The organism is Chryseobacterium sp. G0162, from assembly GCF_003815715.1.
Classification (GTDB): domain Bacteria; phylum Bacteroidota; class Bacteroidia; order Flavobacteriales; family Weeksellaceae; genus Chryseobacterium.
Genome location: NZ_CP033922.1, coordinates 3,447,232 through 3,472,446, shown reverse-complemented (window position 1 = coordinate 3,472,446; position 25,215 = coordinate 3,447,232). Strand labels below are relative to the sequence as shown.

The window sequence follows — 25,215 nt, the reverse complement described above, 5'->3', positions numbered from 1 at the left end:
TTTTTAGTTGTATAAAATTATATAAACTAAACATGCTGTGCAAGTAGCAATTTAATTAATAATTACGCACTGTAATATGATAGCAACTTTGTTGTTTTTCTTTGATGTAATAAATTCTACCAGCATCCGCGTAGTGCTTTAAAACTTTCTCCAAAGCTACCTCCATCTTGGGATTGTATTTTAGAACATTATTAAATCGTATATAAGAAATATCAAAGGAATTCCCATAGTTGTGGGAGCTGATTCCTAATGAAGCATTAGAATTGACTCTTCTCAATCTGCATTGATCTTCCAGAGTCCGGGTAATGGATGAAACAGTGAATGTGCCTCCTTTTGTTGCCTTACTGAATTTGGAACCTATATTTTCCAGCGTAGTCTTTCCTTTAGAAACCATATAAGCTTTACTGTAATCAAGTTTTTGTACCTGATATCCTTTTCCGGACTTCTTAATTTTATGAAATTTTCCGTTGCTGATATATTTCTGTACAGTCTTGGAGTCCTTCAGTAAGTGTACTCCAAAACTTTTGGAGGCATCCAGATGGGGTTTGTAAAGTGCAGTAGGTTCAACCTTCAAAACAGTTGTAAGATCATAGCAGGGAAGCATTTTTTTGGCCGCCTGCGAATAATGTAAACTATACATAAAAGGTACAAAAACCACGCAAAGAAACTTTCTCATTAACCACCACTTTAAATTACTAACGAAGGATAAAACAATTATGTCAGCTCATTTAGCAACAACGATAATCGTATCCCGACAAATCCCAAACAAACATCAAACCAATTTGTTGAATTTACAATTTTTGTTCCTCTAATTTTGAAATATTTTTTCAGTTTTAACTTTTTACTTTAAGATATAAATTCTACATTTGAGTTACATTTTTAAAATAAACAACATGATAAAAAAACTTTTCGCTGAATTTTTCGGCACATTTTGGCTTGTTTTCGGAGGTTGCGGGAGCGCTGTTTTTGCAGCCGGTGTTCCTGATATTGGCATCGGACTTTTAGGGGTTGCTCTTGCCTTCGGTCTTACTGTTCTTACCATGGCATATGCTGTAGGACATATTTCAGGCGGTCACTTCAACCCGGCAGTTTCTTTCGGACTTTTAGCGGGGGGAAGATTTTCTGCAAAAGACCTTATCCCTTATATCGTAGCGCAATGTCTTGGTGCTATTGTTGCTGCAGGATGTCTATACACAATCCTTAACGGAGCCGGAGTTGTAGATTTCTCAAAACCGGGAGCATTTGCTACCAATTTCTATGGAGAAGCGGTCTACAACGGAAAAGCATTCAGCATGGGTGCAGCATTCCTTGCGGAATTTTTACTAACAGCTTTCTTCCTTATTGTTATTATGGGTGCAACGGATAAATGGGCTAATGGTAAATTTGCTGGTATCGCCATTGGTCTTGCTCTTACTTTGATTCACCTGATCTCTATTCCCATTACGAATACTTCTGTAAACCCGGCCAGATCTCTTTCACAAGCAGTTTTCACAGGCGGATTGGCTATGTCACAACTTTGGCTGTTCTGGGTAGCTCCAATTCTTGGTGGAATTGTAGGTGGATTAATCTACAAATTCTTACTTCAGAGAGATACTGAAGAAGTAACCGACTAATAAATTTTAGAATTATAAATATCTATAAAATCCTGTCTGATGACGGGATTTTTTTTACGCTATGTAAGAGCTTGATTTTATTTTATGGAGGTAAAAAAACGACTTCATTATTAATAAAGGACTTTAGCTATGCCCCTATGTGGTAAAAAATAATACATATTTTCTTTCAACTGATGAAAATATTACAAAACCTGTTAGGTTTATATTCAGCTCCTAATCAATTCCTTTCGATCTTGGAATAAAATATTTTCTTACTTCTTATTTTTAAGATCAAAAGGATTTTTGAAAATGAGTTCTTCATGCTTTCCTTTGATTTCCATTTTACGTTGAAGTAAGTTCAATGCCATTTTTCTGATAAAAAGATCTTTATCATTCAACTTCCAGTAAGAATCTTCGTGGAGCCTTTTGGGTGGACGGATGAGATAAAACTCCGTATCCCAGGTATCTGCATTATGATAAAACTCAATAATACCGCAATGCTTCGGAATAGTATCAGAATCTACCATTCCCATGGGTAATAAAAAACTGAAAGCATTGCAGACATAATCTCCACAGGAAACTTTATCGTGTTTCAGAAATTTTTCTCCTGAATCTTTATTAATATATGATTTTTTGAAGTCATTTTTAAAATCACTTTTTGAAAGCTTGATTTCAATTTCATGGCTCATTCCTTCAGCATCTATGATGAGAATATCCGCCTCCCAATCAGCCTGGAAATAGTTGGTGAGTACGAGTTCTTTTTCAAAATCGCAGTGGGTATGAATATAGGCGTGAACAAGCTCTTCTATTTTTAGCATACTATAATATTTAGATCGGAGATATTAAGACATGAGATATGAAACTCTATCCAAAACCCTGCATGATGAATTCCGAAATTGGCTTTATTTAGCTCACTAATAAGCTGCAGCCTCTGATATCAGAGTGATCTATTCTTCCCAGCACCTGAAATTTGTCGCCTATTATTTTTCCCAAATCCTGGGTAGCAATAAAGGAGCAAGAATGCGTATTGGCCAAATCGATGATATTAATTGCACCTGTTCTTCCTTCTTTTTCATAGGACAAAGGGTCTTCTACATTTCTGATCTTAATCCGCATCCAACTAGGGCACTGGTATTCGTTATTTCCAAGAGAATAAGCCTGAGACAACAACTCTGTCATTGAATACTCTGAGTAGATTTTATCTGTTTTGAATCCTTCCTGTAAAGTTTTCAAAAGTTCGTCTTTTGTCATTTCTTCTTTTCGTCCTTTCATCCCACCGGTTTCTATAACGATTAGGTTTTCAAGAACCTTTAGAGATTCTTCACTTCGCTCAGAATGACAGTAGTCTAAGAAGTCTAACAACGCAAAGGAAACTCCGAAAAGAATTACTTTTTTATCCTGTAATTGGTTTAAAAGATTGAAAAGATCGGAATGATTGTAAAGGAAGTACCCGTTTTCAGGCTTTTCAGATTTTTTCATCAGATAATCCACCATATAAATCAGTGATGAATTCTGTCTTTCCAGATAACTTGGAAGTAGTCCAAGGAAAATAAAATCTTCTGGTTTACCAATGAATTGTTCGAAGCTTTTGTAAATACTTTCTTCATACAAATTCGTATTGGCTATGAAATGCTTTGAAAGATTCATCTGTGTGGTCCCTGAACTCTGAAAAAATAAATCTGTAGTCACATTTCTATCCAGAATCTGATGGTTTTTAAACATTTCAATCGGAAGAAAGGGAATTTTCGACAGATCATCAACCTCATCCGGACTGATGTTTAAAAAATCTACAAACTTCCTATATATCTCAACATTTTCATACTGATAACGAAATGTTTTCAATGATGCATTCAGGAAATCCTGTTCAGTCTGTATGTTGAATATATTTTTCGTCTCCATAATTTTTTCAATCGTCTTATTACTTCAGTGTAAAGCAATTATTGGAATAAAATATTTTTATTTAATGTTTTTTTAATATGAGAACCTGACTTTGGTAAACTTCTTGCAAGTACTTCATTGGAATATGGATTAAAAACAGAATGAGTCCCCCACTCATTCTCAAATTACCTCTTTTTAGGGGTAATTTTTTTGTTTTATTTCTCGAAAGTATTCAGTTCAAAGTCTTTTTCAAAAACGCCATAGGTAAAATAGGAAATCCAGTCTCCCAAATTGATGTATTTTGAATTTTGTTCTAAATCTAATACCATAGGAAGGTGACGGTGCCCATATACGAAATAATCAATCTTTTGGGTCCTCAGCTTCTCCTTCGAATAAATGATAAGGAATTCCTTATCTTCTCCTAAGAATGCTTTGTCTTCTTCTCCTGAGATCATTTTATTTTTTTGAGAAAGATACAAGGCCACTTTCATAGCGATATCAGGGTGAAGCCATTTGAAAAACCATTTTGCCACCGGATTGGTAAAAACTTTTTTCATTCTCTTATATCCTTTGTCACCAGGTCCGAGACCATCTCCATGAGCCAGCAAAAACTGTTTCCCACCCATTTCAAAATATTGCTTCTGGTAAAAAACCGTGCATCCAATTTCCTCTTCGAGATAATCTTTCATCCAAAGATCATGATTTCCCACAAAAAAATAAATATGGATTCCTCTGTCTTTCAGCTCTGCAATTTTCCCTAGAACACGGATATATCCTTTAGGTACCACATGTTTCCACTCATGCCAGAAGTCAAAAAGATCACCCATTAAAAATAAAACCTGAGCATCTTCTTTGATCTGATCCATCCATCGTATAAATTTTTCTTCACGTACCTTACTTTCTTTAGGAGTAGGTGCACCGAAATGCTGATCTGAAGCAAAATATACTTTTTTTCCAGGTTCTAAATTAATTGTTGTTTTTAACACCTTCTGAGCTTTATGAGATAATAATTATTGATTGTCTTCTGCAAACCATTCTCCATAAGAGTTTTCTGTCTCGTGAAGTTTAAGATAAGCCAAAGAAATTCCTTCCGGAAGTCTTGATTTTATTTTGGCTGCAATGGCATACAGCATATTTTCACAGGTGGGCTGAAAGCTGCAATAGATTACCTTATGCCCTTTCTGTTCAAGATCCTCACCCAATTCTTTATGAGGAGACAGGGCATTTAAAAGCACTGCATGATCCCAAACGTCTACGATCTCAGATTTTACGATACTTTTGATATCTCCGAAATCAACTACCATCCCGTTTTTAGGGTTATCAATATCATTAATCGGCTTTCCTTTCACTGTTACAAACAGCTTATAGGAATGTCCATGCATATTTTTACATTTCCCATCATAGTTGTACAGTACGTGAGCTGTTTCGAATGTAAAAATTTTTGTAATACGTATCATAGTGCAAAGATAAGGAATTTGAGATGAGTGTAAAATGATGTTCGGAAAAGAAAAATCCTTATATTTTACCTGACCATACTCATAATTCGGAGCCTTTTTTACAATATATATCCCGTAGTAATACCAAAGAAGGGATTGATTATTATTTTTTAAATAATTAACTTTGAAGTATGTAATAATCTTGATCAGAATTGATTTCTTAAAAGTATTTTAATTACAGTTCCCGAAAGACTATTGGTTTATTTATTGAAATTTAAATTCTTAATACAATGAAAAACCAGGCGTATAAAATAATATTCGTTTTTTTTCTTTTTTTCCTGTGCGTTGTAAAAGCATATCAGTCTGAAAATACAATACCTGATAAACAAGAGCAGTATAAAAAAGAACTGATGCAGTATGCCAAAGATTTTGGTGATGCTCCCAAGAAATATATTGATAAGTTTGAAACATTACGCAAAAAAGCGATACAAGAAAACATCAGAGATGTTGCTACCGAATGTCTGTATTATCAAGCTTATTGCTTTTATTTTACCAATAAAAATGACAGTTCCAGTATTTATTCTCAAAGAGCGATTGAAGAAGCCGAGAAATATAATAATAAAACGATCAAAGCAAAAGCTATGGGACTGCTTGCTATGGTATATTCCAGACGTGGATTTACAAATCGAGCATTCAGCTTATTGGATGAGGCAGTAAAAGAACTGGCCCCGGACGACCACAAAACCAAAGCCCAGCTCTATGCACAGGGACTACAGATTTCAATGTATGCCAATAACCAGGATAAAGAAGACCGCTATTCTATGCAATCTCTTAAAGAAGCAGAACTTTCCGGGGACAAAAGAACACTTCGTATGGCATACATAGGCCGGAGCCGCATCGAAAACTATAAGGGAAATGGTGAGCAGGCAAAAAAACTACTGAGAAAAGCAATAACAACACTCAATGGTGCCGAAGATAATTATATCAGCGCTCATATCAATATGGGATTTGGAGAAATTTATCACAATCAAAATAAGCAGGATAGTGCAATAATCTATCAACTGAAAGCTTTAAAGTCTGCTATGGCGATAGGCGATAAAAAATTTTTAGCAGATATTTATAATGCCCTGAAAGCATCTTATAAAGCAAAAAATGACTTTGAGAATTATAAGATTGCTGATGAAAATGCCGAAAAATTAAACGATAGCCTAAGAGTAATAAATATTTCAGAACAGGAAACAGTATTAAATTCCCTTGAAAAAGATGCGAAGGATAAGCAGCTCAGAGAAAAAAGAAAGTATCTTATTGTTACCGGTGTCTCCATTCTTTTATTATTGATATTCCTCTTTATACTGATAAGATATTACAGACGTCTATATAAGCTGAAGCTTACTACCAGGGAAAAAGAAGAAATAATCCAAGAAAAACAAAACAAGATCAATACATTGGAGGATGAGATCCAAAAGGATTCTATAGATGACATTTTGCGCTATGCCAGAGAGGATCAGCCCGTTTTCTTAAAAAAATACAAGGAACTTTATCCTGATCTTTTCAAAAAACTGGAAACAATTGCCCCGGAACTGACTTCCGATGATCTTAAATGCTGCGCTATGATGCATCTGAACTTTACCGCAAAAGAAATAGCTTACTACACCCATGCATCCATCCGTACAGTGGAAAACAGAAAATACCGTATCCGTAAAAAACTAAATGTGAAATCTTCTGTGGACCTAAACGAATTTTTAATGAACTTATAGAAAGAACTTATACTTGCCTGAATATCCATAATTGATAATAATATTTTCATATTTAATTATTAATCAATAATTTACAATAGACACATTTAGTTTTACGGCGTATTTTAGAAGCGAAGAAGATTGTAGCAATCACTTCCATAAACCTAGAGATACGAGCCTGTTTGTCCAATGGTTAATAGACTACGGGGTTCGATGAGATAAAGAGATTTACTGTATACTCTGCAAGATATTATAGAATTTGACAGGACTTATTTCAATATGGTTATTAATTAAATCGATATTTTTGAAAGTCAATTAAAACTTAATTAATTCACTAAATGTTCTGAGGCATTGGTTTGTTTTATGAAAACAATTCCATCAAAACACTCATTAAGCTTTAGAGGCTCTGTGATTGTAAATTTCTCTGTTGCAGGAGTGATAGGACCATACCCTACAAATCTCATTTTAAAAGCTTGTCCGTATATTTTTTCTGAGCTTTCATTAAAATTCACAAAATAATTTTCATAATGATGATTCCCCAGCTTCACCTCCCAACTGTTTTCCAATGGATTTGGGAGTTGATATGATGTATATTTATTACTTTTCACTGCACGTGGATCAGTGGTAGCACTGTAGTTTCCAAAAGAGGTAGAAGTTGCTAATGCATAATACTTTTTTCCATATTTTTCTTTAATGTATCCCCCCATTCCATCTACCAGAACCGGTTTGAGAGCAATATGACCGTTATGGGCAAAAAGAATCATTTTTTTATTATAGGTAGTTTGAATCTTCCCGATCATTTCAGCCATAATAAGGTCTCTGGAAACATCATAATTTTTTTTACTTGCTTCATAAGGAATTTTAAACCCTTGTTCAAGGTTGTATAAAGCCAGTTTTGAGCTCTGATCCATTTTTTTTCCATACAAACTGTCTACTTTTTTAACTAATAAAAATCCTTCTGTTCCATTTTTTATGACTGCTTTCATGTCTAATTTAAAAGAAGGGTCATTCTGTTTTTCCCACATTTCATCCTGTGACCCGGCTTTTAGTTTAATCTCATTTGCTATCGCGGTGTATTCTTCTCCTAAACCAACAGATTTCTTCAAAATTTCCGCACTATTTGTCAGAACATCTGTATCGAACCCGGAAATAATTACTTTGTCTTTATGATTTTTATTATAATCTCTGATCCAAGTCAACAGATTGTAGATTTCTTTTGTCTGCCAGATGGAAGTTATATATTTTTTTAAGGCCATATTTAAATCAACTTCCGAGTTAACAGCTTCATTCAGAAAAGAAGCATCCCCATAGGCACTTTCAAATGCTATAATTTTAAAATCATTTTTACCAATTAACTGTTTTGATATCTCACTTCTAATTTCATTAAACTCTTTGGTTCCGTGTGTTCCTTCTCCCAGTCCGACTATGGTATGATCCTTCAGTTGTTCACCGATATTTTTTATAGCTTTAGCCATATTTTTATGATCTGTAAACTGTTTGGGAACTTGAATTTCGTTTTTAGTATTTTGTGAAAAAACCATTAAGGAAGATGATAGAAAGACTATCATTAAGTATCTATTTAACATATAATATATTTTAAAATTTTTAAACCCTTTTTAATCAATTGTTAGGACTAAATTATTATCCTGAGTTCCGTCGGTATTGGCTGCATTGTAAGGAATAGTAAGCCACCCATTTTTGTTCATCACAAACTTAAAACCATAAGTTTTTCCTTTTTCAAACTGGGATTTTGGCAATGCAACCTCGAAGACATTATCCTTTTTTGGAGTCATCTGATAAGAAGGATCATTCATATTCCAATTGTTAAATGCACCTGCTACAGAAATATTTTTAATGAATTCCGTACTAGAATTTTCAGGATATTGATAGGAAAAAATCAGTTGGTCATTTTCTATTCTGTATCCATATATTTCCTTCTTCAGATTGGGATGAACAAAAGGCTCTGCAATCGTGATTTCTTCAGCCAGCATATAAGGATTCATCAGGTTTTTATCTATAATTCCTGCAATATGATTCACCATTTGATACATCACAGGAAATCCCTTATTTGCATTATACATGACAACAATTGCCAAATTTCTATCCGGAAAAATACTGTAGGCACTTACATTTCCTCCAGAAAAACCATATGACTTTGTATTATTGTTATCTGTAATTTCCCAACCATGCCCGAATTCCCAGTCATTATTTTTATAATGGAATGGTTTCCACATCATCTTTTTTGTTTCCGGTTTCACAAAATCATTTTTACTGAAATGGATGCTCCACTGTAAAAAAGCGGGAAGTGTAACCGCCAAACCATTCGCTGAATGAGATCTCACTCCATCGATAGAGGTTAATTTCTCATACTGCTTCTTCTCCGGATTATAATTGTATTTCCCTACTCTATTAGGGATTTTCTCAATAGAATTGGATGAAAAAACCACCTGATTATGAGAGTCCGGGAATTGGTTTTCCAAAATATACTCTTCAAAAGTCTTTCCTGTTATTTTTTCAATAATCATGGTAATCAACAGATAATTCGTCTGATTGTACCGATAATGGTCCCCAGCTTCAAATTCATTTTTTTCCTTAGACAAACGGCTAATGACTTCACTATGGGTTGCTTTTTCTGAGAAATCTTTAACATCAGCCATATCCGGAAGTCCCGAAGAATGGGAAAGAAGATTCTTAACCTGGATATTTTGCCAGTCTTTTGGCAGATTGCCTATAAATTTTGAAATCTTATCATCTACTGACAATTTTCCTTCCTCAATAAGTTTAAAAAGGCCAATATTAGCAACCAGCTTTGTATTGGAGTATATCCTGAACATGGACTTGGAATCCACTTTTTTATCACTTTCCAGGTTTTCACGCCCGTAGTATTGCTGGAATGTTACCTTATCATTTTTTACAATTCCTACGGCCATTCCGGGAATTTCATTGATTTTGATAACATCTTTTATATAGCTGTCAATTGCTTTTGACTGTTCTGCTGTCTGGCTGAATCCTAAAATGGATACATTAAAAAATATAGCTGTTAAAATGGATTGTTTCATTCTTTGTTCATCTATTATTCATAAGACAACAAAAAACTTTATTATGTTACAATCTTTTTTTATTTTTTTGATAAATGATTCGGTAAATTTCAATTAGGCTGTAATGGTTCAATTTTGTACCCTAACTCAGCTAAATAATTCAATCCATTTTGTTTCTCTATCTTATTCTTTCCGGTCCAACCCTTTTCTATTCCCTGTAAAATAAATTGATGTATATATTGGGGTTCATTGATATTGACCACTTCTATGGAATTTGTTTTGGTATTCATCAAACTGATTCCCGATTTCAGAGGCTGCCCCATAATATAATCATCAAAGGTTAGAAAATCAATGATTAAGGGAGCCTGTTTTTCACCATTTAAAAATATCTTTACAGTAAGCGTATTGGTTTCCGTTTCGGCATGAAATTGATCGGTAACAGAATATAAATACGCTCTCTGATTTATAATTATTTTTCTTAATTTATTCTTCACTCTGCTTTTTTAATTTTTCCAGCCAATTGTTTTCCAGCCTCTTAATCTTCTTTGCATTTGTATCAAATAGCACCCAAAGTGTACTTGAATCCACTACCAGTTCGTCATTACAATAGAATTCTACTTTCCTTGGCTGCTTAGCTCCTTCCGGGTTTTGCGGATAAGTTTTTACTGTAATTATATCATTGAGATATACTTGTTTTTTGTAACGAATATGATGATCCAGAAGCATCCAGGCATCATTCTCATATTCAGTTTTCTGTTTTAAAAGATTCCAGTGTTCTGCTGCTACTTCTTCTACCCAATGTACATATTGCACGTTATTGACGTGGTTATTCTGATCGATATGTTGTTCTGTCACTTTAATCTGTTTTTCATACACTAAATCCATCTTGTTGAAATATTTACCCAAATTTATGATTTAAAATAAAAGATTTCCAATGCTTTCCGTGCAAAAAAAACTATTTATGGTAAAGAAAAACGGAACCAGATAAATCTGATTCCGTTTTATAGTATTCAATACATTGAAATTATTTTTTAGCTTTTCCTGCTGCAGGTTTAGAAGTTGTTGCTGTAGCTCCTAATTTTGCTTTTACTTGTGCAGTAATATCTTCACTTTCATCTGTGTAAACAAGGTTACTTCCCTGCGTGGCAATATCAAATACAAAGCTTAAGTTTCTTTCTTTCGACACTGTAAAAATAGCTGTTTTTATTTTTTGTTGTATTGGAGTAAACAGTTCGCCCTGCTTAGCAGAAATTTCTTTAGCTGCCTGTGCTCTTGCCTCTTCAATTTTTTTACCCAAATTGTCTAATTCCGTCTGTGCTGCAATCAGTTCTTTAGTTAAAGCTTCTTTATTAGTATCGTTGAATGTTTTTTCTTTATCCTGTGCTACTTTCAGCTTTGTCTGATATTCATTAATCAGTTTGTCAATTTCAGACTGTTTTGTTTTAGTCAGATTATCAATAGATTCGCCAGCTGTTTTTACTTCAGCCATATTGTCAAAAATATCTGCAGTATTTACACTTCCGATCTTCTGTTGAGCATTTACAGTATTAGCCGTTAAAGTTAATCCTGCTGCAATAAAAAATAATTTAATTAGTTTCATTATAATATATACTTTTTCGAAAATTCTTTTTTTCCGTGTCCAAATATAGTATAATTTTTCATTTAAGGTCATCCTCATTTTTTAGCCTTACTTAAAGTATAAAAACTATTCAAAAACAGTGTAAAAATCATACAAAAACATTCATCACCAAAAGTTCCTTCAACATAAAGCCCTCCCCAAAAATTGAGAAGAGCTTCGATAATATGTATAATGCAAAAAACTGAGCTTTAGTGAAACTGAGCCGTCTCTGTAGAATCTTTCATCGCTACGGTAGCTGAAGATCCGTTGGTAACAATATTCTGAACCTCATCAAAATATCCTGTTCCTACAAAGGACTGATGTTTTACAGCCCTGAATCCTTTCTGCTGTAAAGCAAATTCACGCTCTTGAAGTTCTGAATACCCGGCCATTCCTTTCTCTTTATAGGCTAAAGCCAATTCAAACATCGCCGTATTCAAAGCATGGAATCCTGCCAATGTAATAAACTGGAATTTATATCCCATTTTAGCTAACTCTTCACGGAAAGTAGACATTTCTTCAACACTTAGTTTAGCCGCCCAGTTGAATGAAGGCGAGCAGTTATATGCAAGCATTTTTCCGGGAAACTTTGCATGAATTCCATCGGCAAATCTTTTAGCCTGCTCTAAATCCGGATTTGAAGTTTCCATCCAGATCAGGTCAGCGTAAGGTGCATAAGACAATCCTCGGTCTATCCCCTGTTCTACTCCATTTCTTACTACATAAAATCCTTCGGAAGTTCTTTCTCCTGTTACAAATTTTTTATCTCTGTCATCAATATCTGAAGTGAGTAGGTCTGCAGCATCTGCATCTGTTCTCGCAATAATAAGACTTGGAACTCCCAATACATCAGCGGCCAAGCGTGCTGCAATCAATTTATTAATGGCTTCCTGAGTAGGCACCAGTACTTTTCCACCTAAATGTCCACATTTCTTTGCAGAGGAAAGCTGATCTTCAAAGTGTACACCGGCAGCTCCTGCTTCAATCATTTGCTTCATCAGTTCAAATGCATTCAGGTTTCCTCCAAAACCGGCTTCAGCATCTGCGATAATGGGAACTAGATATTCTTTATCTCCGGCTCCACTTACTGACTGAACCTGATCTGCTCTTAATAAAGCATTATTGATTTTTTTCACTACAGATGGTACTGAATTCGCTGGATACAAAGACTGATCGGGATACATTTCCCCAGAGAGATTTGCATCTGCTGCTACCTGCCATCCTGAAAGATAAATTGCTTCTAAACCGGCATCCACTTCCTGCACAGCCTGATTACCTGTTAATGCTCCCAATCCTGCCACATAATCCTGAGTATTTAATTTCTCCCAGAATTTCTTAGACATTTCTGTTGCAATCGTATAATCAATAGTATAAGAGCCACGAAGTTTTAAAACTTCTTCTGCGGTATAAGGTCTTTTTACACCATTCCAGCGTGGGTTTGTCAGCCAATCTTGCTCTAGAGCCTGGATTTGTTCTTGTCTTGTTTTCATAATATTTGGATTTTGTTTGTTGAGTTATAGGGTTCGAGATTCGGGATACGAGGTTTAGAGTGATTATCAACAGATGTAAGATTAAAACTCTTAAACACTCAAGTCTTCTACTCTCAAACTAAATAAAAGGATATGCTTTCAGGGTTAAAAATTCTTCAAAATTTTCTGAGAAGATCAATTCATTAAATAATTCTTTGGCAAGGTTGAATTTTCCGTTTTTAAAACGGGCTTCTCCCACATATTTTTCAATATTGTCCATTTCTTCGGATTCCCATTGAAGAACCATATTTCTGGTTAATGTTCTGTCGTCGCTTAATACCGCTTCATTTTTCAGCCATTGCCAGATTTGTGTTCTTGAAATTTCAGCAGTAGCGGCATCTTCCATCAGGTTATAAATTGCTGCTGCTCCTGTTCCCATCAACCAGCTTTCGAGATAGAGGATTCCTACATTGATATTCTTTCTTACTCCTTTCTCTGTAATTTCACCTTTCGGGATTTCCAGCAGATTACTTTCCTGTATGTTGTATTCAAATTTTTTATCGATCTGATTTTTGGAAGGCATATATTCATCAAAAATATCTTTAGCTACTGAAACTAATGCAGGATGTGCTACCCAGGTTCCATCATGGCCATTCTTTACTTCCCTTTCTTTATCGCTTCTTACTTTTTCGAACGCAATATTATTGGCTTCATCATCATTTTTTACAGGAATTTGCGCTGCCATCCCACCCATCGCATGAACATTTCTTTTGTGGCAGCCTTCAATCACTCTTTTTGAATACGCACTCATAAAAGGCGAGGTCATTGTTACCTGATCTCTGTCCGGAACAATAAATTCCGGAAGGTTTCTAAACTTTTTGATATATGAGAAAATGTAGTCCCATCTTCCGCAGTTCAAACCGGAACTGTGTTCTTTTAATTCATATAAAATTTCATCAATCTGAAATGAGGCTGTAATGGTTTCAATTAAAACCGTTGCTTTGATAGTTCCTTGTGGAATTCCCAAATATTCCTGAGCAAAGACAAATACTTCATTCCACCACCTTGCTTCTTTATAATGTTCCAATTTCGGAAGATAAAAGTATGGACCACTTCCCTTTTCCAGAAGCTTTTTTGCATTTTTGAAGAAGTAAATTCCAAAATCTATCAGGGATCCTGATGTTTCTTCATCATTAATCTTAATATGTTTTTCAGGAAGATGTAATCCTCTCGGACGGACTAACAAAACGGCTGTCTTTTCATTCAGCTGATAAGCTTTTCCTGCTTCGTTGGTAAAATCAATGGTTCTATTAATAGCATCGGAAAGATTAATTTGTCCCTCCATACCATTTTCCCAAGTCGGCGAGCTACTATCTTCAAAATCTGCCATGAAGGTAAAGGCTCCGGAATTCAGCGCATTAATAATCATTTTACGGTCAACCGGACCTGTAATTTCTACTCTTCGGTCTAATAAATCTTCCGGCAATGGTGCGCAAACCCAATTTCCATTTCTGATCTCTTCTGTTTCCTTCAAAAATTTCGGAAGAATTCCCTGATCGAATTCTTTCTGCGTTTTTTTTCGTTCTTCCAGAAGTGCTATTCTTGTATGATTGAAATTCTGGTGTAATGCGATTAAGAAATCTATCAAATCGGGAGTGAAAATTTCTTCAAACTGCTCTTGAGCCGTAATTTTTAATTGAGTCTTAGTTTCCATAACATGTTGATTTTGTGATTTGATATTACAAACATAAACAAAAACTTTTATAAAACAGCGAACGTTCGCTAAATTTATTTAAAAATTATTATGCGAATAATCGCATCTAATTATTTATATTTGAGTAATGAATTCAGAAAGCGACTTTATCAAAACAGTCTTCGGACTAAAACTGAAACAACAGAGACAAAAGAAAAACTGGTCTCTACAGGATCTTGCAGTAAAGACGGGATTATCAAAATCTTACCTTAATGAGATTGAAAACGGGAAGAAATACCCAAAACATGATAAGATCATCCAGCTTTCTGATGCACTGAACTGTACTTTTGATGATTTAGTTTCTACAAAACTGGATAAAAGCCTTGCTCCTTTTAATGAAATTCTACAATCTGATTTCTTCAAGGAAGTTCCTTTGGAATTATTTGGGATCAACAAAAATAATCTCATCAGTATCATTAGTGATGCCCCTAAAAAAGTCACCGCTTTTATCAATGCTCTGATAGAAATTTCCCAAAATTACAATCTTGGAAAGGAAAGGTTTTATTTTGCTGTTTTGAGATCTTTTCAGGAATTGTATGATAATTATTTTCCGGAAATTGAAGATAAAGTAAGTTTATTCACGGAAGAAAATCATCTTCAAATTGATAAAGATTTAAAGTCTGATATTCTGGAAACCATTCTTACTGAAAAATTTAGTTATACAATTCAATGGGAAGATTTTGAAAAATATGGAACACTGGATAATTTACGATCCTTATTTTTTCCGGAAAAAAAATTATTACTTCTGAATAAAAAGCTTGAAAAGGATCAGAAAACATTTATCCTGGCAAAGGAAATAGGGTTTAATGTTTTGGAATTGAAAGTTCGTCCTACCACTTATTCATGGCTTGATTTTGGGAGTTTTGAAGAAATCCTTAATAATTTTTATGCTTCTTACTTTGCAGGCGCCTTATTAATTTCTAAAGAACCAGCCATTGAAAAAGCCTCTGAATTTTTCCAGCAAAATACCTGGGAACCGGAGAACTTTGCCAATCTCATTAACAGTTTTACCCATTCACCTGAAACTTTTTATTACCGACTCACCAATATTCTTTCTGCGGAAATGGGAATTAAGGATCTGTTTTATTTATGTCTGGTTAAAAAGAAAGGCTCTGAAAAGATTCAAATTCTTAAAGAACTTCATCTAAATCATCAACAGGCTCCTCATGCCAATGCAATGAATGAACATTATTGCAGAAGATGGATTGCTGTAAAAAACCTACATCATTTAAAGGAAAATGAAACTCTTACGGATGCTCAGATTTCTCATTATAAAGATCAGGGAATAAGCTATCTGGTTATTTCTACCTCTCAGAAAAATCCTTTTTCTGATGGAAGCAACAGAAGTTATTGCCTTGGGATTTTACTAAACTCACAAACGATCAAAAAAATCAGCTTCATAAAATCTCCATCATTAAAGACCATTAATGTAGGAGTTACCTGTGAAGCCTGCAGTATCCCAGACTGTGAAGTAAGACAAGCGCCACCGGTTAGATTAGAAAAAGAACATTTTAACCTTAGCATGAAGAATGCCATTGAGAAGATAAAGAAGGATTTTTAAGTTGAAGGTTTGGGTATAAAGACTCAAAACTATTTTATATCTTAGTAAAAACACACTTATGATATTAGATCTGCTCTTTCCCAACCGGTGCCTTCATTGTAATAGAATTATTGAGAGTGATCTCTTAATATGTGATCTATGTTTTGGTCAAGTTCATTTTACACACTACAATTATTTCGAAAATAATCCAGTAAAGGAAAAATGCAAACTTCTTTTTCCTGTTGAAAACACTTATGCCCTTATTCAGTTTGAGGAAGATAGCTTAAGCCGAAAAATTATTCATGAATTAAAATACAGAAACAGAGAAATTACAGGAAAAATTATTGCAGAATGGACTACCGAGCGATTGGATTTTAAAGATCAAAAACCGGATCTTCTGGTCAGCGTTCCTCTTCACCCTAAAAAACAGAGAGAAAGAGGTTATAATCAGCTTCATTTGTATACAGAAACCCTTTCAAAATATTATGAAATCCCGTTTAATCATCAAATCATCAAGAGAAACTACTATTCCAAAGCCCAAGCGCTAAAGAATAAGAAGCTTAGATTGGAAACGATCAATACCTTTTCGATTACCCAATCTATAACGGGAAAGCATATTCTGCTCATTGATGATGTTTTTACAACAGGAACTACGATTTCCTCTATTGCCTGGGAGATTTTAAATGCCGGAGATAATACGGTGAGTGTCCTGGTGATAGCAATGGATGTATAGAAAAGTGAAGAATCAAAGTTTAAAGCTTATAGGTTTCTATTGTACATCTACCAACCCTTTAAGGCTAAATTCTGGTATGATTCCTTCGTTTTCGTGTTCCGAATCTTTTGCTTAATTTTCCGGAAAACAAATAATCATGCCGAATTTGGTTTTATTGCATGGAGCTTTAGGTCACTCCGAAATATTCAACCCTTATCTGGATGACCTTTCATCCTATTTTACGATTCATACCCCTTTATTTTCAGGACATGGAAATAGTGAACTTCCTTCAGATGGAATTAATATAGAGAAATATACCCAGGAGTTAGCAGAATATTGTACAGAAAACAATCTAACGGATGTGCATATCCTGGGACACAGCATGGGTGGTTATACTGCTCTTTGCTACGCCATGAAACATCCTGAAAATGTACATTCGATTATGACTTTGGGGACAAAATTCGATTGGACTGAGGAGCAAGCTTTAAAAGAAAGTAAAATGCTTAATCCGGATGCTATTCTTGAAAAAATCCCTCACTATGCTCAGACTTTAGAGAAGCAACATGGTTCAAAATGGAAACACTTACTTCCTGCTATTGCTGATTTAATGATTGATCTGGGTAAAAATCCACCATTGAAAAATAATCTTTCTGCCATTAATATTCCGGTTCAGATTATGGTAGGAGATAAAGACAATATGGTCACTATTGACGAAAGTACAACCGTTTACAGAGAACTTCCCAATGCAAAATTGGCCGTACTTCCTGAGACAAAGCATCCCATGGATAAAGTACGACCCAATTTATTGTTGAATTTAATAAAAGATTTCTGGAATCTTTCCTAACATTACCTTTGAAGTTTTTCTCCGTAGCTTAAATCTCCGGCATCGCCCAATCCTGGTGTAATATAGCCTTTGGATGTCAATTCTTCATCAATAGCTCCTACCCAAATATGAGCTTCAGGATAAGCATTTTGGACCGTTTCAACACCTTGCCTTGAAGCAATAGCTGCTACGATATGAAGTTGAGTTGGACTTCCGTTAGTCAATAGATCTTTGATGGCTTCAATCAGAGAAGCTCCAGTTGCCAACATAGGGTCTGCTACGATTAAAGGTCTGCCCTCAATACTTGGACAAGTCAGATAATCCTGCTTGATAGAGAAATAATCATTGGCATCGTGCTTTCTATAAGCTGCTACGAAACCACAATCTGCTCTGTCAAGATAGTTAAGAATCCCTTCGAATAATGGAACACCCGCTCTTAAAATGGTTGTAATCACTGGTTGTACTGCAATTTCCCTAGTTTTAATGGTATCTAAAGGAGTTTGGATTTCAACATCTCTTACTTCTAATCCTTTACTGATTTCAAATGCCGCAATTTCTCCGATTCTTTCCATATTTCTTCGGAATCTCATTCGGTCATGCTGAACTTGAACGTTTCGAAGTTCATTAATCCATTCATTAACAAGGGAAAAATTTTGCGATAAAATAGTAAGCATGAAGATTTTAGGTTTTAATTACAGTTAGTAAAACATTAATTGCTGCAAAATTACAACTAAAAAACGAATTTGCAGATTGGATATGAGTAGAAATAAACTACATTTATGTAATTTTCCCAACACATATATATTATATTTTTAATGATGAAAAGTCTGATTTTAGGAAAAATCAGTCCAGAGTTTATAAAAGACGAAACTCTGCCTGAATTACTGGTTCCCACTTTTGAAAAATATGAAGGAAAAACGGCCTTTATATTTAAAGATAAAAAAATATCTTATGCCGAACTGGATAGTTGGAGTAATGCTATTGCTCTACAATTGCAAAGCCAGGGTGTACAACCCGGTGACTGTGTAGGGGTCTGGTATCCAAGAAGCCTAGAACTTCCAGTAGCGATACTTGGAATTTTAAAAGCAGGTGCTTCTTACATTCCTCTAGACCGGGAAATGCCTGAAGACAGAATCAAGAAAGTTTTTACTGATATTCATGTTAAAACTTATTTTTCAGATACGGATGCACACATCCACTGTCGGCCATTGTCAATTGCTTCTCAACCGCAAGAGATCGTTCCACCTCCTGCAATCCGTTCTAATCCGGATAGCTGGGCGTATGTATTATTTACTTCCGGAAGTACTGGAAACCCTAAAGGAATTCCCATTTCCCACCGAAACATATGCCACCTGGTACGTTCCGAGCAGGATTTTATAGAGATAAGAGATACGGACATTGTTTATCAGGGGTTTTCCGTTTCTTTTGACATGTGGTGTGAAGAGGTATGGATCAGCCTTTTTGCCGGAGCCACCATTTGGATTGCCGATGCTACAACGGTAAAAGCGATCGATGAACTCAGCCACGTTTTAACAGAAAACAATATCACGGTACTTCATGCGGTGCCAAGTATTCTGGCCATTATAGATGAGGTCCCTGCCATCAGGTTTATTAATACCGGTGGTGAGGCCTGCACTAAGCAGGTTCAGGAGAAGTGGGCCAAACCCTACAGAGTATTTATTAACAGCTACGGCCCAACAGAAACCACTGTTTCATCTAATATGGTAAGGCTGAACAGTCAGGAAGATCTTACAATTGGCCCTCCGCTTCCCAATTATCACATTGCTATTATTGATGAAAATATGAATATTCTTCCAAGAGGAGAACGTGGTGAAATGATTATTTCAGGACCAGGAGTAAGCAATGGTTATTTTAATCTTCCGGAACTCACTGAACAAAAATTCCTGCCCAATCCTTTTCCGGAGCTTCCCGGAGACAAGATCTATAAAACGGGAGATGCTGTTATCATAAGGGAAGATGGATTTATTGATTTCCAGGGAAGAATAGATGACCAAATTAAACTCCGAGGGTACAGAATTGAACTTGGCGAGATAGAAACCCATCTGAACCAACTTAAGGATGTTTCCTCCGCTGCCGTAGCAGTAAAAGAAGATTCTAATGGACAAGGTCAACTTGTTGGATATGCTGTTATGGGTAATGAAGCTTCATTTGATGAGAATGAAATGAGAAAGGAACTGGCTAAATTTTTAGCTCCCTACATGGTTCCTATTTCCATTGTTCAGATGAAGGAAATGCCAAGGATGCCGAGTGGTAAAATTGACAGAAAACGTCTTCCTCTTCCGGAAAGCTTTACCGTTCATCAAAAAAATGATGATATTAACATTGATATTGAAGCATCTGTAGAGGAAAGACTATTGCAAACCCTAAAATGGGTATTTCCGGGAAAGGATATTAATCTGAATCAGGATTTTTTCACCGATTTGGGAGGGCATTCTCTGCTTGCGGCTACTTTAGTATCACATTTACGTCAGAAAGCAGGAATTCCGACTGCCTCATTAAAGGAAATCTATGAAAACCGTCCACTATCGGCCTATTCGGAATGCCTTAAAAATAAACAAACACAAAAAGCATCCCATCAGGAACCTTTTCACAGGGTTTCAACTTTGCAGTATATCGCCTGTAATATTGCCCAGACTATAAGTCTTCTGGTTGTATTTGCCCTGTTGAGTATCCAGATATTTTTTCCTTATTTAAGCTATTATTATTTTCAGCTTAACGGATATGGATTGCACTATGCATTATTAAGTGCATTTTTGCTGTACACTTTAATTCCACCAGTATATTCCCTCATTATTGTCTTAACCAAATGGCTGGTGATCGGAAAAATTAAGGAAGGAGATTATCCGCTTTGGGGTTGGTATTATTTCAGGTGGTGGTTATGGAAAACCATCAAAAGATTAATGCCTTCTGAATTTATCGTAGAAACACCATTATATCCAAAATATTTAAGATTACTGGGAGTAAAAGTGCATCCAAGCGCCCAGCTAAGCTTATTACCTATTGCTGCTGAAGACCTTGTTACCATTGATGAAAATGTAAATACAAGTTCAGGTTGCAGTATCGATAACGCTTCTGTTGAAAATGGTATTTTAAGAATAAGAAAAGTACATATTAAGGCTCATTCTTATCTTGGATCTTCTGTCATTGTATGTGGAGATACAGTGATTGAAGAATTTGGAGAACTTCAGGACTTGAGCTGTCTGAATGAAGGAGGAAAAATCGGATTTGGTGAAGTATGGAATGGGAGTCCTGCTGAAAAAGTAAGGGTAAAAACAGGAGAAGAAGTTGAAGTCCCTAAGCTTTCTTCGGCGGCTAAAAGAAACCGGTATGCTTTGTTATATTCATGTTCTTTATTTTTCTTTCCGCTTCTGATTGTTTTACCATTGGCTCCTACACTTTACACCTTGTATTATCTGGATGACCGTTCTTCTGACTATAGTTTTTATTATCTATGGCAGGCTCCGATACTTTCCACTGTATATATTTTACTGTTTATCGCTGTTGTAAGTATTCTTACAAGGATTTTACAATACAAAATGAAACCGGGAATCTATCCTGTATACAGTTTTACCTATTACAGAAAATGGATCAAGGATCAGATCTTTAATCTGTCGCTTATTATTGTTCACCCGCTTTTTGCTTCAATCTATATCAGTAAATTTTATAGAATGATGGGTGCAAAAGTGGGGAAAAATGCCGAAATATCAACAGCCAGCGATGTTTCACACCATCTTCTGGAGATTGGTGAAGGCTCCTTTATTGCAGATGCAGTTATTTTGGGAGAACATGATGTAAGAAATGAAAAATTAATTTTATCTAAAACAACTATCGGAAGTAACAGCTTTGTAGGAAACAGCGGACTTATCCCGCAAGGATATGAATTAGGAGACAACATGCTGATTGGTGTATTGAGTAAAGCTCCTTCTGAAGAACAGCTTCAAAACTCATCTGAAAGAGACTGGTTCGGATCTCCACCAATAGGACTTCCTTCGAGACAGAAATCTGACGGGTTCCAGGATAACCTCACCTACAACCCTTCTTTCGGTCTTAAACTGGCCAGAGCTATTGTAGAGGGAATCAGAATTATTCTTCCACAAACGGTAGTTATTATATGCAGTGTATTATTTATTGCCTATACCAGTACTTATTTAGAAGGGAAAATCTTTTATCTGTTGTTATTTGCTCCTTTTTATTATTTGGGAATCGTTGCCTTACCTTCTTTTTTCTTTACAGTATTACTGAAATGGATATTCGTAGGAAAGTACAAGAAAACCGAAATGCCGATGTACAGTCTGAAAGTATGGCTGAGTGAAGGAATTACGACCATCTATGAAGCACTTCCTGTACAGTTTTTCCTTGACTTTCTTCGTGGTACATGGTGGCTCCCTTTCTTCATGCGTTTTCTGGGAGTTAAAATAGGTAAAAGAGTATGGCTAAACACCACTGATATTACAGAGTTTGATATGGTATCCATTGGTGACGAATCTATGCTGAATGAAGACTGCGGACCTCAAACCCATCTTTTTGAAGACAGAATTATGAAAGTGGGCGGGGTAAAAATCGGAAGTCAGACAACCATCAACTCCAGAACAATTATTCTATATGATACTGAAATTGGAAATAATGTAAACATCGATGCTCTTTCATTAGTCATGAAAGGAGAAGTTCTTTCAGATAATACTTCGTGGTATGGAAGCCCATTGAGAGGGAAATAATTAAGCCGGAATTTGGTAAAAAAATATCATTATGAACTATTCCATCAAAAAAATTAAAATCACTGAAAATTTGCCTATCGTAGATGAACTGGTAGGAGAACTTCACATTTCTGAAAAAGAGATGAATAATAACACTGCCGACTGGAGTCAGATCCGGGACAATTATCTCCGGTTTATGGCAGAATGTGAGGAAGAAAATAAGGGTACTTTTCTCATTGCAGAAACTGATGGAAAGGCCATAGGTTTCCTGTTTGGATATGTTGATGAAAAAGATGACAGTAATTTTGAACTGGGAGAAGGCGATGATCTCTATGTTTCTGAAGGATATGTAAAAAAGGAATACAGAAAGCAAGGTATTTATTCAGCTCTTAATAAAGCATTTGAAGAGATATATTCTGATCATACCATCCGAAAAATATATCGCTTTACACTTTGTAATAATGATACGATGCAGCGTTGGCTGGCTTCGCAGGGTTATCGTCCGGTAAGAATCGTTTATGAAAAATGGCTATAATGAAAGGCAGAAAGTTCTGTTTTGTGGAAAGTATTGTAAACAATCATATTAAAGTATCATTTAAAATAAAAATCTAGTAGGAAAACCTACCAGATTTTTTTATGATAAACACTGTTCTTTTATTTTTGTCTGAAATATACTTCAATCGGAACTCCGGTAAACCCGAATTCTTTTCTCAACTGGTTTTCAGTAAATCTCTTGTATGGTTCCTTCACATACTGTGGCAGGTTACAGAAGAATACAAACTGTGGTGATGGTGTAGGAAGCTGAACGCAATATTTAATTTTAATATATTTTCCTTTCAATGCAGGTGGTGGTGTATTTTCGAAAATAGGAAGCATCACTTCATTCAATTTTGAAGTTTTAATCTTCTTCTTACGGTCTTCATAAACCTCCATTGCTAATTCTACAGCTTTTAAGATTCTTTGCTTCGTTAAAGCTGATACGAATAGAATTGGAATATCCTGGAACTGACCAATTTTATCTTTGATTGATTTTTCGAAATCACGCATTGTATTGGTTTGCTTGTCTTCGATCAAATCCCACTTGTTCACAAGAATAACAATTCCTTTTCTGTTTTTCTGTGCTAATCCGAAGATATTCATATCCTGAGATTCCCATCCCTGAGTAGCATCTACCATGATGATAACAACATCAGAATATTCAATAGAACGGATTGATCTCATTACGGAATAGAATTCCAAGTCTTCATTTACTTTAGACTTCCTTCTCATTCCGGCTGTATCTACCAATACAAACTCGTGACCGAATTTATTATATAAAGTTTGAATACTGTCTCTTGTAGTTCCTGCAATATCGGTTACAATATTTCTTTCAACATCCAATAAAGCATTGGTCATTGTAGACTTTCCTACATTTGGACGACCTGCGATCGTGATTTTAGGTAATCCTTCAAAAGGATCTTTATATTCTGTAGTTGGGAAATCCTTTACAATATCATCCAATAGATCTCCTGTTCCTGAACCTGTAGCAGAAGAAAGCGTATAGTATTTATCAATTCCTAATTGGTAGAATTCTGTTGCAGGAAGTTCTTCTTTCGATGAATCTACTTTATTGATAACGATATAAATTGGCTTGTTGGATCTTCTAAGTAGTCTGTAAATTTCGTGATCAGTATCTGTAAGCCCTTCTTCCACATTCATCATAAAGATAATAGAAGTAGCTTCATCTACTGCTAATTGTACCTGTTTACGGATCTCTTCTTCGAAGATATCATCGGTGCCTACATCATATCCTCCGGTATCAATTACCGTAAAGTCTACTCCATTCCAGTCAGATTTTCCGTAGTGACGGTCTCTGGTTACACCGGCTGTAGAATCTACAATAGCCTCTCTTCTCTCTAATAAACGGTTAAAAAGCGTGGATTTCCCTACATTGGGACGTCCAACGATTGCGACAATATTTGACATAAAAAATGTTTAATAATCCTTTTGCTGTGCTAAGGATAAGTTATTAATGGGTTACTCCAACTTTTGGAGCCCAATTTTTTGCAAAGATAAGATTTTATTATTTAGTATTAGAAACCTTCCTGATTCTGGAAAATTTCCACAAAAAATAATTCTTTGGCTATCAACGAATAAGCCTGCTACTCCCCTATTATGTTCATAATTTTTTAATTTTGATTTTCGTATTTAAAATAAATTCTATAATTTCGCACCATCGAAACAGACCTATAGTGTAACGGTAGCACTCCGGTTTTTGGTACCGTCAGTCGGGGTTCGAATCCCTGTGGGTCTACAAACCATCCTTTTTTAAGGATGGTTTTTGTTTTTTATAGATTTAAAAAAATTACAAAGCCCAATCTGGTTATATTAATTTTTATATTAGTGTTGTTTCTAAATTGAAAAATGAATAAAAAAGCACCTACATTTCTGTAAGTGCTTCGTTACTATTATTTTACTAAAATATTAAATGCTAATTTCCATCATAGGTTATTACCCAATTCATATTTTTCAAATCCTGTAATGTAAGATCGTATCGTTTCAAAACGAGATTATTTGCTTTAACATAATCCCATCCCTTCGTCTCTAAAATAGATCCATCAAAAACGTAGACCATCATAACACCGGATGGTATTAAAGAATGATACAGATTTTCATACGATGTTTTAGATGATAATACATTTTGGGTGGCCTGATCTGCTTCAACCTTATTATATCCTCCCAGTTTAGGATCGGGACTTTGCTTATAAACGCCTGTATCAGGATATTCATAGGAACTTAACACATACAAAGTTTTATGAGTTTTGTTTACAAACGTTATTACCTGGTGGCTATTTTCAGTGTTGCTGTATGCACAAGAAACAAGCATCATCATTGTACTTAGCAGAAGAATAACATTTTTCATAAA

General features: G+C 35.2%; 22 protein-coding genes and 1 tRNA gene. 8 read left to right on the top strand and 15 right to left on the bottom strand.

Translation table 11 applies throughout. The annotated features are described in order from the left end of the window. Positions 1 to 55: 55 nt before the first annotated feature. Positions 56 to 676 carry a DUF5715 family protein gene (locus EG344_RS15675; RefSeq protein ID WP_123910213.1) on the bottom strand — a complete coding sequence of 207 codons (621 nt, stop codon included), beginning with the start codon at positions 674 to 676 and terminating at the stop codon, positions 56 to 58. A gap of 220 nt (positions 677 to 896) precedes the next feature. Between EG344_RS15675 and aqpZ the strand changes: the two genes are divergently transcribed. Further along, complete coding sequence (aqpZ, locus tag EG344_RS15670) at positions 897 to 1,613, top strand: aquaporin Z (RefSeq protein WP_123860595.1); 717 nt, start codon at positions 897 to 899, stop codon at positions 1,611 to 1,613. A gap of 251 nt (positions 1,614 to 1,864) precedes the next feature. Here the strand turns inward: aqpZ and EG344_RS15665 are convergent, their stop codons facing one another. The 4 genes from EG344_RS15665 to EG344_RS15650 form a co-directional block, all read right to left on the bottom strand. Further along, entirely contained in the window at positions 1,865 to 2,410 is a 546-nt protein-coding gene (locus EG344_RS15665) for a hypothetical protein (RefSeq protein ID WP_123910212.1), read from the bottom strand. Between the two features lie 88 nt (positions 2,411 to 2,498). Further along, positions 2,499 to 3,491, bottom strand: a complete 993-nt coding sequence (locus tag EG344_RS15660) for an acyl transferase (RefSeq protein ID WP_123910211.1) — start codon at positions 3,489 to 3,491, stop codon at positions 2,499 to 2,501. Between the two features lie 194 nt (positions 3,492 to 3,685). Beyond that, positions 3,686 to 4,456 (bottom strand): UDP-2,3-diacylglucosamine diphosphatase, encoded by a 771-nt coding sequence (locus tag EG344_RS15655; RefSeq protein WP_123910210.1) that lies wholly within the window; start codon positions 4,454 to 4,456, stop codon positions 3,686 to 3,688. A 24-nt stretch (positions 4,457 to 4,480) separates the two neighbouring features. Next, complete coding sequence (locus EG344_RS15650) at positions 4,481 to 4,927, bottom strand: 6-pyruvoyl trahydropterin synthase family protein (RefSeq protein WP_123910209.1); 447 nt, start codon at positions 4,925 to 4,927, stop codon at positions 4,481 to 4,483. A 269-nt stretch (positions 4,928 to 5,196) separates the two neighbouring features. On the opposite strand from EG344_RS15650, the gene EG344_RS15645 reads away from it, so the two are divergent. Further along, positions 5,197 to 6,663: a tetratricopeptide repeat protein gene (locus EG344_RS15645; RefSeq protein ID WP_123910208.1), complete on the top strand. Its 1,467-nt coding sequence runs from the start codon at positions 5,197 to 5,199 to the stop codon at positions 6,661 to 6,663. 305 nt (positions 6,664 to 6,968) lie between these two features. On the opposite strand, the gene EG344_RS15640 is transcribed toward EG344_RS15645, so the two are convergent. The 7 genes from EG344_RS15640 to aceB all read right to left on the bottom strand — a co-directional run bounded on the left by EG344_RS15640 (position 6,969) and on the right by aceB (position 14,481). After that, positions 6,969 to 8,210, bottom strand: a complete 1,242-nt coding sequence (locus tag EG344_RS15640) for an erythromycin esterase family protein (protein ID WP_164464449.1) — start codon at positions 8,208 to 8,210, stop codon at positions 6,969 to 6,971. 48 nt (positions 8,211 to 8,258) lie between these two features. Continuing rightward, positions 8,259 to 9,701 (bottom strand): serine hydrolase, encoded by a 1,443-nt coding sequence (locus tag EG344_RS15635; RefSeq protein WP_123910206.1) that lies wholly within the window; start codon positions 9,699 to 9,701, stop codon positions 8,259 to 8,261. 89 nt (positions 9,702 to 9,790) lie between these two features. Beyond that, positions 9,791 to 10,174, bottom strand: coding sequence for a hypothetical protein (locus tag EG344_RS15630; protein WP_123910205.1), 384 nt, complete (start codon positions 10,172 to 10,174; stop codon positions 9,791 to 9,793). Further along, positions 10,164 to 10,565 carry an acyl-CoA thioesterase gene (locus EG344_RS15625; RefSeq protein WP_123910204.1) on the bottom strand — a complete coding sequence of 134 codons (402 nt, stop codon included), beginning with the start codon at positions 10,563 to 10,565 and terminating at the stop codon, positions 10,164 to 10,166. Before EG344_RS15625 ends, EG344_RS15630 begins: the two co-directional genes overlap by 11 nt. A gap of 139 nt (positions 10,566 to 10,704) precedes the next feature. Continuing rightward, positions 10,705 to 11,280, bottom strand: coding sequence for an OmpH family outer membrane protein (locus tag EG344_RS15620; RefSeq protein WP_123910203.1), 576 nt, complete (start codon positions 11,278 to 11,280; stop codon positions 10,705 to 10,707). A gap of 227 nt (positions 11,281 to 11,507) precedes the next feature. Then, the gene (gene aceA / locus EG344_RS15615; RefSeq protein ID WP_123910202.1) at positions 11,508 to 12,788 is read right to left on the bottom strand and encodes an isocitrate lyase; all 1,281 of its coding nucleotides are present in this window, start codon (positions 12,786 to 12,788) and stop codon (positions 11,508 to 11,510) included. A 118-nt stretch (positions 12,789 to 12,906) separates the two neighbouring features. Continuing rightward, complete coding sequence (gene aceB / locus EG344_RS15610) at positions 12,907 to 14,481, bottom strand: malate synthase A (protein WP_123910201.1); 1,575 nt, start codon at positions 14,479 to 14,481, stop codon at positions 12,907 to 12,909. Between the two features lie 127 nt (positions 14,482 to 14,608). Between aceB and EG344_RS15605 the strand changes: the two genes are divergently transcribed. From EG344_RS15605 to EG344_RS15595, 3 genes are all read left to right on the top strand, one after another. Further along, complete coding sequence (locus EG344_RS15605; RefSeq protein WP_123910200.1) at positions 14,609 to 16,081, top strand: helix-turn-helix domain-containing protein; 1,473 nt, start codon at positions 14,609 to 14,611, stop codon at positions 16,079 to 16,081. A gap of 58 nt (positions 16,082 to 16,139) precedes the next feature. Further along, the gene (locus EG344_RS15600) at positions 16,140 to 16,793 is read left to right on the top strand and encodes a ComF family protein (protein ID WP_123910199.1); all 654 of its coding nucleotides are present in this window, start codon (positions 16,140 to 16,142) and stop codon (positions 16,791 to 16,793) included. 136 nt (positions 16,794 to 16,929) lie between these two features. After that, complete coding sequence (locus EG344_RS15595) at positions 16,930 to 17,616, top strand: alpha/beta fold hydrolase (RefSeq protein WP_123910198.1); 687 nt, start codon at positions 16,930 to 16,932, stop codon at positions 17,614 to 17,616. Positions 17,617 to 17,618: 2 nt separating this feature from the next. Here the strand turns inward: EG344_RS15595 and upp are convergent, their stop codons facing one another. Beyond that, positions 17,619 to 18,269: a uracil phosphoribosyltransferase gene (gene upp / locus EG344_RS15590; RefSeq protein WP_123910197.1), complete on the bottom strand. Its 651-nt coding sequence runs from the start codon at positions 18,267 to 18,269 to the stop codon at positions 17,619 to 17,621. A gap of 141 nt (positions 18,270 to 18,410) precedes the next feature. On the opposite strand from upp, the gene EG344_RS15585 reads away from it, so the two are divergent. Both EG344_RS15585 and EG344_RS15580 read left to right on the top strand, forming a co-directional pair. Then, the gene (locus EG344_RS15585; protein WP_123910196.1) at positions 18,411 to 22,331 is read left to right on the top strand and encodes a Pls/PosA family non-ribosomal peptide synthetase; all 3,921 of its coding nucleotides are present in this window, start codon (positions 18,411 to 18,413) and stop codon (positions 22,329 to 22,331) included. A 31-nt stretch (positions 22,332 to 22,362) separates the two neighbouring features. Next, positions 22,363 to 22,845 (top strand): GNAT family N-acetyltransferase, encoded by a 483-nt coding sequence (locus EG344_RS15580; RefSeq protein WP_123910195.1) that lies wholly within the window; start codon positions 22,363 to 22,365, stop codon positions 22,843 to 22,845. Positions 22,846 to 22,964: 119 nt separating this feature from the next. On the opposite strand, the gene der is transcribed toward EG344_RS15580, so the two are convergent. Next, entirely contained in the window at positions 22,965 to 24,275 is a 1,311-nt protein-coding gene (gene der, locus EG344_RS15575; protein WP_123910194.1) for a ribosome biogenesis GTPase Der, read from the bottom strand. A gap of 257 nt (positions 24,276 to 24,532) precedes the next feature. On the opposite strand from der, the gene EG344_RS15570 reads away from it, so the two are divergent. Continuing rightward, positions 24,533 to 24,603 (top strand) — tRNA-Gln (locus EG344_RS15570). 177 nt (positions 24,604 to 24,780) lie between these two features. Here EG344_RS15570 and EG344_RS15565 read toward each other — a convergent pair. Continuing rightward, positions 24,781 to 25,212: a hypothetical protein gene (locus tag EG344_RS15565; protein WP_123910193.1), complete on the bottom strand. Its 432-nt coding sequence runs from the start codon at positions 25,210 to 25,212 to the stop codon at positions 24,781 to 24,783. Positions 25,213 to 25,215 lie beyond the last annotated feature (3 nt).